The organism is Legionella quinlivanii (genome assembly GCF_900461555.1).
Lineage (GTDB): Bacteria > Pseudomonadota > Gammaproteobacteria > Legionellales > Legionellaceae > Legionella_C > Legionella_C quinlivanii.
On sequence record NZ_UGOX01000001.1, the window covers coordinates 1,357,233 to 1,369,541 of the forward strand.

The following is a 12,309-nucleotide window of genomic DNA, read 5'->3' on the forward strand; positions in this document are numbered from 1 at the left end:
AAATCCAGGGGATAGAATTTGTTGTTTATGATTGACTCTTACAGAAAGTCTTTCATCACATTGAATTGATAAGAATCCGGTTTAACGCGCAGATTATAGCCGCCCCATCCATGACCGGTAGACCAGATAGTCCAACCTGCAAAGCCGTAGTCCTTACCCTTGGCGCTATTTTCCTGCAGATATTGCATGAATTGCTTCAGGGGAGCACTGCAACTGCCGGCGTTGGTTCCGGTGCCGAACTCTGTAACCATGGCCTTTAATTGATTCTCTTGTAAGTAATCAACGAATTCATCAAGATTAAAGGCATTCGGCCCTTTGGTGGTCAAATCCTGCAGGCAGTCGTTATGTGTACCGCTATAATCACTATCCAGATATTGATGGACATTAATCAGTATCTTTGAAAGATCGGTAATGCCGGCTTCAGCAAAATTTTCACGGGTAAATAATGTGGCATTGGAGTAGGTTTGCCCATCGCTTCCAGTCCACTGATAAGTCGTCCATGAGTGCAGTCCGGTCCAGCTGTTGCCTTCAACCAGAATATAACCCTGGAACCCTTTATTACGCAGGTATTTGATTAAATCAGCCTGAATAGTAAATACTTTATCATCCGGAATACCCACGGGTTCATTCACTAAATCCAGCATGATATAATTTTTGTCAATCTGGCTGTCCTGCTGAATCAGATCAACTAATTGTCCCCAGACGGATTCGTAAGCTTTGGAATCAAGTACTAATGTACCGTCCGGGCATGGGCCTTCGGCACCGCAACCAGAGTATTGCTCACCAAATTTTGAGTAACGCATATAGGCATGCAGGTCGATAATGGTATTAACCTTGGCATGGCTTAAGCTTTGCAGCAGAGGGCGAAGATAATTATCATAATAGGATTTGTTAATATCCCCTTTGCCGGCACCATCCAATTGCACATAGCCCCAACTGATTGGTACTCTTACTGTATTCACTCCTGCTTTAATAAAGGTTTCAGTGTCTTTCAAATCCGAATTCGCTGTGGTTGAATCTTTTTCTGAAAGATTAGGAACGACCACCGGATCAATGGTTTTTCCAAATTCAAGGCCCGATAAATTAATCCCCGCAAACTGCCAGTAGCTATTTTCTTTTGGGTTGGGGAGATTCATATTGGAGTCGATAGGGGTGTAATCGATAGCTCCTGTAACCACTCCGCGGCTATCAATCTGGCGATCTTTATAGGTAATATGGACTCCTTCAGGCGGAGTATAGGCGCTTATGGCATTGTTGCCTGAGTTATTGATGTTAAATCCTATATAGCCGAGATAGGTGTTATCGCTTGAGCAACCCCCAAAACGGAGTGTAGCGCCCGCATAGTATTGATTGCCGGATGCTGCATTGGCATCCCCGGATTGTCCTGGAGCGAGGGGGAGGGTGACGGTTCCGCCTTCATTCTGAATACAAATATAGGGTTTGACTGATCCGCCAGGCCCGACACCGGCGATGCTGTTAGTCATCGAAGCGGCATAACTAATGCCTGGTAGTAACAAAACAACAGGTATTATCTTAAGCATGATAACCTCGGAAGTGTGTTTCAGTTGATATTAATGTATAATAAATAAACATGCGTGGCTTCCTGTCTTTTTTGACAGGTATAGGGATGGAAATGCATCGGACTTGTCAGATATTTGCGAGCGCTCATTCACTGGACGAACTGAATTCATTGCTTTTTGATTACTTTAACGCGCAGAATATTCACAGTTTTGCTATCACCTACTATCATCGACATACCAAAACAGGAAACCGGCTAATCTATGACTGGGTGAGCCCCGCTTTAAAAATCTGGCATCAATATTATCTGGAGCAAGGCTATGCGGATATTGACAGAACCCTTGAGTATTCTGAAAAATCCCTGCTGCCGGTGTTTTGGAATGTCAGTGAGCAATTAGCCAGCGCCAAAAACAAGCGTGAGCAACGGATTCGTCAGGAGTCTCTCGATTATGGCCTTGATGTGGGATTAAGTATTCCGGTCTATGGTCCCCAAGGCGACTTTATCGTGCTTGTTTTGCATCAGAAACAAAAAGAAAATGGGCTTGCGAACTGGCAGGAAAAGCAATACGAATGGATGATCATTGCAGCGATTTATTTTCAGCAGCTCAGGCATTTTATGGCGCATGAGGCCGTGAAGGATGTACCACTAACCCAACGGGAAATGCAGTGTCTTGAATTGACGTCACAGGGATTGAGACTGGAGGCAATTGCAAAAATCCTCGAGGTTTCAAGAAGGACAGTCAATTTTCATCTGCAGAATGCTAATAGGAAATTGGGTGTAAATAACAAATATATGGCGATAATACGCTGGCAGGAACAACAATAGACAAAAAGCCTTGCTGTATCAGGACGACTTGGGTACAGTGCTGCCTATCCAGTGATAAGAGTCTGTGTTATGAAAACCTCGTTTGTCCATTTACGCGTTCATTCTGAATTTTCGATGATTGATGGTTTGGTCAGAATCAAACCTTTGATTAAATCGGTGAGTGAACGGGGCATGAATGCGGTGGCTGTTACTGATCATTGCAATTTGTTTGCTGCTGTAAAATTGTTCAAAACAGCAGTGGATGCCGGTGTTAAACCCATCCTCGGAAGCGACCTGACTTGCCATTATGCCGATAAACCGGAATCCACTTCCTCCCTGGTGTTACTCTGTCAGAATAACCTGGGATATCGTAATTTAACCTGTCTCGTATCCAGGGCCTATCAGTTTGGTCAGTATCAGGGACAGCCCCGTGTCCATTATGAATGGCTGGCAGAGCACGCCGAAGGGCTAATCGCACTTTCTGGCGGGCGAACAGGCATCATAGGAAAAGCATTGATAAGCGGTGATATGGATCAGGCCTATACTCTGGCTCATCACTTCAACCAACTATTTCCCGGACGTTTTTATCTGGAAATTCAGCGTACGGGTAGAAAGGATGAAAGCTTTTATAATGAAGCTGTCGTCGAGATGTCGCAAAGCCTGGGAATTCCTCTCGTAGCGACCAATGATGTTCGTTTCATTTCCCAGAATGATTATCATGCGCATGAAGCCCGGGTATGTATCCATCAAGGCTATACTCTGGCCGATCCAAGACGAAGTCAGGAATATAATGATAAGCAATATCTGCGCTCTGCAGATGAAATGGTCCAATTATTTGCTGATTTGCCCCAGGCTTTGGCTAATAGTGTTGAAATAGCAAAACGCTGTACGGTCAAGCTTGAACTAGGTCAAAATTATTTACCCAATTTTCCAATACCCGATGGTTCCAGTGAAGCGGATTATCTCTCGAAATTATCGCGAGAGGGTCTGGAAGAGCGATTGCAACAGATTTTTCGCAATGAAACACCTGAAGTGTTGCTGGCCAAGCGGGAGGTATATGATCAGCGTTTGCAGGTGGAGCTTGACGTTATTAATCGAATGGGTTTTCCCGGTTATTTTCTGATCGTAGCTGATTTTATTCAGTGGGCTAAACAAAATGGTGTACCGGTTGGCCCTGGACGGGGTTCGGGAGCCGGTTCACTGGTTGCTTATGCACTTAAAATTACCGATCTTGATCCCTTGTTATATGAATTACTGTTTGAGCGTTTCCTAAACCCTGAGCGGGTCTCCATGCCTGACTTTGATATTGATTTCTGCATGGAGGGCAGGGACCGGGTAATTGAATATGTGGCCGAAAAATACGGTCGACAAAGTGTCTCGCAAATTATTACCTTTGGCACGATGGCTGCGAAGGCGGTCGTGCGGGATGTCGGGCGTGTTTTAGGTCATCCCTATGGTTTTGTTGATAAAATTGCCAAGTTAATTCCCTTTGAAATTGGTATAACGCTTTCCAAGGCGCTTCAGGATGAAGAAGAGTTAAAGCGTCGTTATGACGAAGAAGAAGAGGTCAAAGAGCTTATCGATCTGGCGATGAAGCTTGAGGGTATTACCCGAAATGCCGGTAAGCATGCGGGAGGCGTGGTGATAGCTCCCTCCACCTTAACTGATTTTACCGCGATTTACTGTGAAGAGGGCTCTTCTCAAATTGTAAGTCAATTTGACAAGGATGATGTGGAAGCGGCAGGGTTGGTAAAGTTTGACTTTCTTGGGTTGCGGACACTGACAATTATCGATTGGGCGCTACAGACGGTAAATCACTTAAGAGCGGCTCAAAATGAGCAACCTATCGATATAGGCTTAATTCCTACTGATGATCAGGCGTCTTTTGAGCTGTTAAAGGCCTGCCAGACAACGGCTGTTTTTCAGCTTGAGTCTCGTGGAATGAAGGAGCTGATACATCGCCTCCAGCCCGACTGCTTTGAAGATATTATCGCTCTGGTCGCATTGTTTCGGCCTGGTCCTTTGCAGTCGGGTATGGTGGATGATTTTATCGACCGAAAACATGGGCGTGCCAAAGTAGAATATCCGCATCCTGATCTGGAACCTATCCTGAAGCCGACTTACGGGGTTATTCTTTATCAGGAACAAGTGATGCAGATTGCCCAGGTGCTGGCAAATTATACGCTTGGTGCTGCAGACATGTTGCGACGCGCAATGGGTAAAAAGAAGCCTGAAGAAATGGCCAAGCAGCGGGCAATTTTTACCGAAGGGGCTGTCGGTCGAGGAGTTGAGGAAGCGACTGCCACCTATATATTCGACTTAATGGAAAAGTTTGCGGGTTATGGATTTAACAAATCGCACTCGGCAGCCTATGCGCTGGTGGCTTATCAGACCGCCTGGTTGAAAGCTCATTTTCCTGCGGCATTTATGGCCGCAGTAATGTCTTCTGATATGGATAATACTGATAAGGTAGTGACCTTCATTAATGAATGTTATCAGATGAAGCTTACTATATTGCCTCCATCGATAAATAGCTCGCAATTTAAATTTACCGTGGCTAATGACAACACCATTTTATATGGTTTGGGAGCCATTAAAGGTGTTGGTGAATCTGCTATTAGTTGTATTGTTCAGGAACGTCAACAGTCGGGGGCCTTTTCGGGCCTATTTGATTTTTGCCACCGGCTTGATCTGAGAAAAGTGAATCGCCGGGTCCTGGAAGCTCTTATCAAATGTGGAGCAATGGATGAATGGGGGCAGGAGCGTTCCGTACTATTCGCTTCACTTGAAAGGGCACTAAAAATTGCGGATGCCGCACAGCAGAATCAAAATAGCGGTCAAACCGATCTTTTTTCATTAATAGATGATTCCACCTCGCGAGAGGATTACCAGGAAGCTCGGCCCTGGAATCAGATCCAGCGCCTGGATGGGGAAAAAGAAACCCTTGGACTATATTTCAGTGGCCATCCAGCGGCGCAATACATTGAAGAGTTGCAAAGCAAAGTGACCCCGATTATTAAATTAAACCCAGGTAATGCAAAAAAAGCCTGGATCTGTGGGCTACTCACCGGATTACGCCGTGTGCTGACCAAACGCGGAAAAAAGCTGATTATTTTGTCTGTGGAAGATGTGTCAGGAAAAATGGATGTGGTTGTTTTTTCTGAGGTTTTTGATTCGGTTGCCACTGAAATTCAAACAGGTATGATGCTGGTAATTGAAGGAGAAATCAGCAAAGATGATTTTAGCGGCGGGATAAAAATGTCAGCCAGCCAGATTTTGACTATTGCTGAGGCGCGACATCATTTTGCCAAATCGCTTAGAGTGAATCTGGGTTATCAGCATGCTGAACTAATTATGGCGCTTAAAGCGATATTAAAAAATCACAAAGGGCATTGCGTAGTTCAGGTCTTATATGAAGCGGAGAAAGCGAGTGTTTTATTAAGTCTTGGGAAAGAATGGTGTGTGTCACCGAGTGACGACTTATTGAATTCCTTACGAGAGATCCTTGGAAATGACCGCATCAGAATGTGCTATTAAGGATTGCAAATAATCATTTTCAGCCATTCAGAATCAAACTCTGTAAATACTTTGGGCTTTATAGCAGGCAATTTGCTGCTGCGTATTGAGAAACGGGCCTCGCATAGGCTAACATTGAGGTAATTTTTGTAATGGATTGTAAATATGACCATTTTATATCGAATCGCTGTTTTACTGTCGATTATTTTGTCGATGACAAGTCATGCTGCAGATTCCAGAAAGCAGGTTATTCATCGCAGCTTCTGGAATCCAATGTACCATGGAGAGCGTCTGAATTACTGTTCTCTGGACGGTAAAAAATGCGGTTTGGAACTGGCGACCGTGTATTGCCGGATGATGGGGTATAAGCGTGCTGATCAGGCGATAAAAGATAACAATATCGGTTTGACCAATTATCTGGTTACTACCATGCGCTGCAAGGGATGGCAATGCAATGGTTTTAAAACCATTCGCTGCGTGGGCGATATTTCGCATTCACCCGCACAACCTTACCATTATCGATATCGACGATTTGTGGTTCCGCGATACAATAATTATCGGGTTGCCTGGTGTTATGATGGAGAAAAAGGCTGCGGACGCCGTGCTGCTTATTCGTTTTGCAGACGAATGGGCTACCTCAATGTCAAAAAATACCAGATTGAGAAATGTGTGAAGGCAACTAAGGCTATTGGTAATCAAAAGCTCTGTTTCGGGCCGACTTGCAGTGCATTTGCCGAAATAAGCTGCTATCGATAACTGTCAAAAAATTTCGTAGGTTTCAATTTTTTTGTCATATATTTGACAGAGGATGAACTGTTAACAATACTGAACACTAGGTGTTTTGACTTAAGGATAAGATTTATGCGTGGTAAGGAGACTGTGTTTGTAATTGATGAAAACAAGGAACGTTGTGACAAACTCAGTGTCATTCTTAATTTTATCGGCAAGCCTTGTTCCATTGTAAGTTTTTCGACATTCATGCAGATAGACGATTTGCATGGTCAAATTGCTATCATAGGGCTTGAATCAGAGGCAAGCCTTGAGCTATGTCTCAGGCAGTTGGCTGCCCGGGAGCCATTGGTCCCGGTTATATTAATTGATCCACCCGTATCTCAGGTGGTATCAAAAATTCGAAATGTGATTGCCTCGCTTTATTTCCCTTTCAGCTATCATCAAATCCTTGAATCCCTGCATAAGTGCCAGATTGTTTTGGAGCGGCAATACTCAAAAAGGGAAGAATCCAACCAGCCGATGCTGTTTCGCAGCCTTGTTGGAAACAGCGAATCGATAAAGCAGGTGAGGAAACTTATTGCTCAGGTGGCCAACAGTGAAGCCAATGTCCTTATTCTTGGAGAGTCAGGCACTGGAAAGGAAGTGGTCGCAAGAAATATTCATGCGCTTTCGGAACGTGCGGGGAAACCCTTCATTCCAATCAATTGTGGTGCTATTCCTGCTGAATTGCTGGAAAGCGAATTGTTTGGGCATGAAAAAGGCGCATTTACCGGAGCCATTACCTCTCGACAGGGACGATTTGAACTGGCTAATGGGGGTACGCTGTTTCTTGATGAAATTGGCGATATGCCGCTTGCCATGCAAGTAAAACTTTTAAGGGTGCTGCAGGAACGCTGTTTTGAGAGAGTGGGCAGTAATAAAAGCATTGATGTGGATGTCCGCATTCTTGCAGCGACCCATCGTAACCTGGAGCAGGCTATAAAAGAAGGAAAGTTTCGCGAGGACTTATTTTACCGCTTAAATGTGTTTCCCATTGATGTTCCCCCTTTGCGGGCGCGAAAAGAGGATTTGCCCCTGTTAATTAATGAGCTGGTTGCCAGGATTGAGGGAGAGGGTAAATCAGGGGTGCGTTTATTACCCGCCGCTCTTGAGGTTTTGGAACGCTATCAATGGCCTGGTAATGTCAGAGAACTTGCCAATCTGATCGAGCGCTTAAGTATTTTATATCCCAATGGTATTGTTGATACCGGCGACTTACCAAGCCGATTTAAAACAGGTACGCGTTCATCTGGGATAATAGGCTCAGAAAGAGAGACTTTACTGACTATACTTGGCCAAGAGCAGCCACAAACAGCCGACGGTATCGATCTGAAAGAACATCTGGAGAAAACTGAGCTGGCATTGATTAGCCAGGCATTGAACGAATCCGACTGGGTAGTGGCTCATGCGGCAAATTATTTGAATATGCGGCGCACAACCCTGGTAGAAAAAATGAGAAAATATGGTTTAACCCGGCCAGAAAGGCTTCAATCTTGATCGCAGGTATCTAAGCCCACCGCTTAGCGGCAGGCCTTTATCTAATTTTGGTGAATGTCGTTTAGAAAGGGTAATAGGAGGGACGGATTATTCTTTCTCTTCCTTTTTAGTTTCAGCAGCAGTGGCTTCAGTTTTTTTGGTGACGACTGTTTCTGTTTTTGAGCTTACAATTTCTGTTTCTTCAGTTTTATTGGCTGCTTCCGCTTCTTCCCGATGCTTTTTATATTCGTCAACGATTTCGCCTACACTATTTTTCACATCCTTAAACAACTTACTTGCGAAAGAAGTGATTTCTTGCAAGTTAGGAAGCTTGGATTTAAAGTCAGACATCGTATTCTCCACTCGTCTTTAAATATTTCTGTTAATTTAATTATATCTAAATTAATAAATTTCGCGAGAATTTCCCCTGTTATTATGCACATAGCCCTGCTTGGGTGTATTGCGCAAGTCTTAATAATCGAGATCGGATTATTTTGATGGATGGTTGCCCGCCTGCGCGGGCATGACATTTTTTCCAAGGCAACGTTGGACAGGACAAAATCCTGTCATGCCCGCGCAGGCGGGCAACCATTTTGCATTCGGCACTGAATATGTTGACTTGTTTTCCCTTTATGTTTCAAATAGCATTCCCTCATTTCATTTTTAAGCAGCGCTCATGCATCCCGCCTTAGCAAACTATTTCAAAACTTATACAAAAGAAGCCGCTCCCTTCATGCATCAACAGCTTGAGGAGTGGAGAATATCAAAACCGCTGACGGGTTTACGAGTAGTGCACCATGTTCCGCTGGTTCCCAATACGCTATTAAAAATAGCCTGTCTTATTGCCGGGGGTGCTGAGGTAACTGTAACAAACCCTTCTTCATTTATGACAGCTCATCCCGAGGCGGTAGATTGCTTAAGGCAGGCGGACATTCGGTATATTGAAAATCTGAGTCAGTTACAATCCGAAAGCTTCGATCTTTATTTTGATTGCGGCGCTGAACTGTATCAGGCCTTGGGTAAACCGAAACTGGGCTCAATTGAACTCACTGGCTCTGGCGATCAAATTTATCGTAGTCAAACACTGGATTTTCCAGTAATCAGTATTGATCATAGTTTAACAAAACAACTTGAAACGGTTTTTGGTTGTGCTGATAGTTGTCATTCAGCGATCTCACAATTGCTTGGCATCAATACCGTAAACAAAACATGGTTGATTTTTGGCTTTGGAAAAATTGGACGGGGGGTTGCCTACTTCTGTGCCAAGAATAAAACCTCTGTAGTGGCAGTTGATATCTGTGATAATCAACGCAGGTCAGCCAGGCAGTTAGGGATAGAAGCGATTAACCCGCTAGATAGGCAAACATTACATCAAGCGATCCAGAATGCTGAAATTATTGTTACAGCTACAGGAAGTAAATCGATTATGAATGCTTATCCTCATGACTGGTTTAGTGGAAAGATACTGGTCAATATGGGTGTGTATGATGAATATGGAGCAAGCTTTGGTGAGGAAGAGGTTCTTAACCAGAAAAAACCAGTCAATTTTGTTCTCAATGACCCTACTCCAATGAGGTATATTGACCCTGAGTTTTATATTCATAATATTGCCGCTTTGACGTTATTATCTGAAAATTTATCGCAGAGGGTGCATGGGCCAACAAAAGAGCTGGATAACCGTATAATAGAAGACTGGTGTAAGTATCATTCATTCCATTTAGAGATTATTAACAAATGGTTTGTTAATTTTGAGGGGTGTGTCCGATAAGTTAAGGGATCACATATAGGTTGGGCCCTTGGCCTAATGGCGTTGCCTTAAGAATTTACCTACGTCCCTCGTCAGCGCCATTAGGCATTTGGCCCCACAACTTAATGACATTGACGCGGCCATGCCGTCGTTCAAGCCCAGGGGTGAAGCATTTTAGCCGCTGGTTTAAGGATTTTGCTGGCCAGGGACTGGCGGTGATGAGAGATAATTTTATACACATTAAAGTGATTCAGCTTCTCAATAATTACCTCATCGCTGGTTTTTAATTCGTCCACCAGTTTTAGCTTAAAGGCATCGAGTGATAACCAGTGTTCTCCTGTGGATACTTGATTGATATCAATTTGTTCGCGATTCTGCAAAACGAACTCGCGAAAGGCATGATGTATTTTTTCCAAATCTTCCTGAAATTTTTGTCGTCCCTTTTCGGTGTTTTCTCCGAGAATAGTCAGCGTTCTTTTATACTCGCCCGCGGTAATTAATTCTACGTCCACATTGTGTTTTTTCAACCAGCGATGGAAGTTTGGAATTTGTGAAACCACGCCAATGGAACCTACAATTGAAAAAGGCGCCGCAACTATTTTATTGGCAATGCAGGCCATTAAATATCCACCGCTGGCAGCAACCTTATCAATGCAGACAGTCAATGGAATATTCCTATCGCGTATGCGCAGCAGCTGGGATGCAGCCAGACCATAGCCGTTCACAGCGCCCCCCGGACTTTCCAGCAGAAGCAACACTTCATCTTTCTTACCTGCTATGGATAAAATCGCAGTGATGGCATCTCGCAATTGCTCCACTTCAGTTGCTTTGATATCTCCATGAAACTGTAAAACGTAAAGGGAAGGCTTTTCTGATTTGGTTTCTTTTTTGGACTTTTTAACTTTCTCGGCTTTGCCGGTGACTTTTTTAAACATCAATTGCCTGATTTCTTCATATTGTTTATTAAGAGAGACAATTTCCAGTTTGGGCCTTGGCTTTTTGCTTATCGCCATGATTCCAGCCAGAGCAAGCAAAAGACTAATCACAAGGGTTAAACACTTTAAAAGAAACATCCCGTAATGGGCAAGAAATTCCATACCAACTCTCAAAATTCAAATTGCCATAAGATCCTTCATAATTAGGGATAAAGCAAGAAATTTGTAAGTTCTTCACTCTGGGTTATAATAGGCATTTACTTCCAAGATTCAGTATGTTTAGCGTTTCGGCACTCAGCTTTGAATATGAAGATCAGTTATTATTCAGGAATGTCAGTTTTTTCCTCGCCAGCGGTCAATTATTGCATCTGAAAGGGGTTAATGGTTCCGGAAAAACGACGCTTTTACGTTTGATAGCCGGCTTACAACAGCCGGTGTCTGGTGATATTTTTTTCAATGGAAAGTCCATTTATGAGGATTTACCCTCATATTACCGGCAGATTTGCTATGTGGGCCATAAGCAGGGATTAAGCCCGTTATTGACTGTCAGGGAAAATTGCCTTTTTGATTTACAGCAGCAAAGCCAGCAGGATTTGTATGAAATCTTCTCGCGCTTAAGACTGACAGAAGTCGCTGATAAACCTGTTTTTCAATTGTCAGCGGGACAGCGGCGCCGGGCTGGCTTACTTCGTATTTTAATGACAAAAGCCAACCTATGGTTGCTGGACGAACCATTAACCGCTCTGGATGAGTTTTCCCTGAGCTGTCTGGCAGGCTGTTTAAATGAACATTTGGGGCGGGGTGGTCAGGTCGTGATGACTTCTCATCAGCAACTACCTTCACAATTACGACCTGATCTGGAGTACTGTCTTTGAGACTATTCATAAATCAGCTAAAGCGAGAGTTACTTATTTATTCACGGCAGCCTCGGGGTCTACTGAATACCAGTTTGTTTTTCTTCATGATTGTCATTTTCTTTCCACTGACTATTCCGCCTGTTAAAGAAATTGTGCGTCAGGTCGCTCCAGGTTTAATCTGGACTGCCATGCTATTGTCTCTGTTGCTGGCATCGGAGCGAATATTTCAGCAAGACTATGAAGACGGTATCATTGAACAATGGTTAATATCCGGTTTTTCGCTTAACTTGATTATTGTAGCCAAGCTTTGTGTTCACTGGTTATTTTCTATTATTCCCATGTTGATATTTTGCCCCTTGCTGGCATTTCTTTTTAATTTTAGTTTTCAGGAAGCCGCTTTACTGGCCGCCAGCCTCATTTTAGGAACCCCTGCTATTCTTGCCCTTTGTGTACTGGCTGCTGCCTTTAGTACTCGCCTTCAACAGAAGGGGATTTTTATGGCTTTAATTCTCCTGCCTTTAGTAATTCCAGTGATGATATTTGGCAGCGGGGCTTGTCTGGCCGCTTTGGAGGGCTCCTCTGCTTCTGCTTATCTTGCGATTCTGGCTGCACTGTCTCTTGTAGCAGTCAGTTTTCTGCCTTTTGCAATTTCTACAGTGATTCGCATTAGCCTTAGCGATTAAT

At 43.7% G+C, this 12,309-nt stretch carries 10 protein-coding genes; 7 read left to right on the plus strand and 3 right to left on the minus strand.

Annotated elements, in window-relative coordinates; translation table 11 throughout:
• Nucleotides 1-38 precede the first annotated feature (38 nt).
• Nucleotides 39-1,541 (minus strand): glycoside hydrolase family 5 protein, encoded by a 1,503-nt coding sequence (locus DYH61_RS05790; protein ID WP_083499166.1) that lies wholly within the window; start codon nt 1,539-1,541, stop codon nt 39-41.
• A 92-nt stretch (nt 1,542-1,633) separates the two neighbouring features.
• Here DYH61_RS05790 and DYH61_RS05795 point away from each other — a divergent pair, with 92 nt between their 5' ends.
• The 4 genes from DYH61_RS05795 (at nt 1,634) to DYH61_RS05810 (ending at nt 8,107) form a co-directional block, all read left to right on the plus strand.
• On the plus strand, nt 1,634-2,344 hold the full coding sequence (locus DYH61_RS05795; RefSeq protein WP_058507296.1) for a helix-turn-helix transcriptional regulator: 711 nt from the start codon (nt 1,634-1,636) through the stop codon (nt 2,342-2,344).
• A 69-nt stretch (nt 2,345-2,413) separates the two neighbouring features.
• Entirely contained in the window at nt 2,414-5,860 is a 3,447-nt protein-coding gene (gene dnaE, locus DYH61_RS05800) for a DNA polymerase III subunit alpha (RefSeq protein ID WP_058506732.1), read from the plus strand.
• A gap of 144 nt (nt 5,861-6,004) precedes the next feature.
• Nucleotides 6,005-6,595 (plus strand): hypothetical protein, encoded by a 591-nt coding sequence (locus tag DYH61_RS05805; protein WP_058506731.1) that lies wholly within the window; start codon nt 6,005-6,007, stop codon nt 6,593-6,595.
• Nucleotides 6,596-6,700: 105 nt separating this feature from the next.
• Complete coding sequence (locus tag DYH61_RS05810) at nt 6,701-8,107, plus strand: sigma-54 interaction domain-containing protein (protein ID WP_058506730.1); 1,407 nt, start codon at nt 6,701-6,703, stop codon at nt 8,105-8,107.
• Between the two features lie 87 nt (nt 8,108-8,194).
• Here the strand turns inward: DYH61_RS05810 and DYH61_RS05815 are convergent, their stop codons facing one another.
• Entirely contained in the window at nt 8,195-8,437 is a 243-nt protein-coding gene (locus tag DYH61_RS05815) for a hypothetical protein (protein WP_058506729.1), read from the minus strand.
• A gap of 325 nt (nt 8,438-8,762) precedes the next feature.
• On the opposite strand from DYH61_RS05815, the gene DYH61_RS05820 reads away from it, so the two are divergent.
• Nucleotides 8,763-9,854 (plus strand): NAD-binding protein, encoded by a 1,092-nt coding sequence (locus DYH61_RS05820; RefSeq protein ID WP_058506728.1) that lies wholly within the window; start codon nt 8,763-8,765, stop codon nt 9,852-9,854.
• Between the two features lie 131 nt (nt 9,855-9,985).
• Here the strand turns inward: DYH61_RS05820 and sohB are convergent, their stop codons facing one another.
• Entirely contained in the window at nt 9,986-10,930 is a 945-nt protein-coding gene (gene sohB, locus DYH61_RS05825; RefSeq protein ID WP_058506727.1) for a protease SohB, read from the minus strand.
• Between the two features lie 113 nt (nt 10,931-11,043).
• Between sohB and ccmA the strand changes: the two genes are divergently transcribed.
• Together ccmA and ccmB are read left to right on the plus strand one after the other, a co-directional pair.
• Nucleotides 11,044-11,643, plus strand: a complete 600-nt coding sequence (gene ccmA / locus DYH61_RS05830) for a cytochrome c biogenesis heme-transporting ATPase CcmA (protein ID WP_058506726.1) — start codon at nt 11,044-11,046, stop codon at nt 11,641-11,643.
• Nucleotides 11,640-12,308: a heme exporter protein CcmB gene (ccmB, locus tag DYH61_RS05835; RefSeq protein ID WP_065236114.1), complete on the plus strand. Its 669-nt coding sequence runs from the start codon at nt 11,640-11,642 to the stop codon at nt 12,306-12,308. Before ccmA ends, ccmB begins: the two co-directional genes overlap by 4 nt.
• Nucleotide 12,309 lies beyond the last annotated feature (1 nt).

What these genes read in the sequence shown, in the direction of transcription:
- sohB (WP_058506727.1), bottom strand. Translation starts at nt 10,930, where the DNA reads ATGGAATTTCTTGCCCATTACGGGATGTTTCTTTTAAAGTGTTTAACC.
- DYH61_RS05810 (WP_058506730.1), top strand. Translation starts at nt 6,701, where the DNA reads ATGCGTGGTAAGGAGACTGTGTTTGTAATTGATGAAAACAAGGAACGT.
- ccmA (WP_058506726.1), top strand. Translation starts at nt 11,044, where the DNA reads ATGTTTAGCGTTTCGGCACTCAGCTTTGAATATGAAGATCAGTTATTA.
- DYH61_RS05795 (WP_058507296.1), top strand. Translation starts at nt 1,634, where the DNA reads ATGCATCGGACTTGTCAGATATTTGCGAGCGCTCATTCACTGGACGAA.
- dnaE (WP_058506732.1), top strand. Translation starts at nt 2,414, where the DNA reads ATGAAAACCTCGTTTGTCCATTTACGCGTTCATTCTGAATTTTCGATG.
- DYH61_RS05815 (WP_058506729.1), bottom strand. Translation starts at nt 8,437, where the DNA reads ATGTCTGACTTTAAATCCAAGCTTCCTAACTTGCAAGAAATCACTTCT.
- DYH61_RS05790 (WP_083499166.1), bottom strand. Translation starts at nt 1,541, where the DNA reads ATGCTTAAGATAATACCTGTTGTTTTGTTACTACCAGGCATTAGTTAT.
- DYH61_RS05820 (WP_058506728.1), top strand. Translation starts at nt 8,763, where the DNA reads ATGCATCCCGCCTTAGCAAACTATTTCAAAACTTATACAAAAGAAGCC.
- DYH61_RS05805 (WP_058506731.1), top strand. Translation starts at nt 6,005, where the DNA reads ATGACCATTTTATATCGAATCGCTGTTTTACTGTCGATTATTTTGTCG.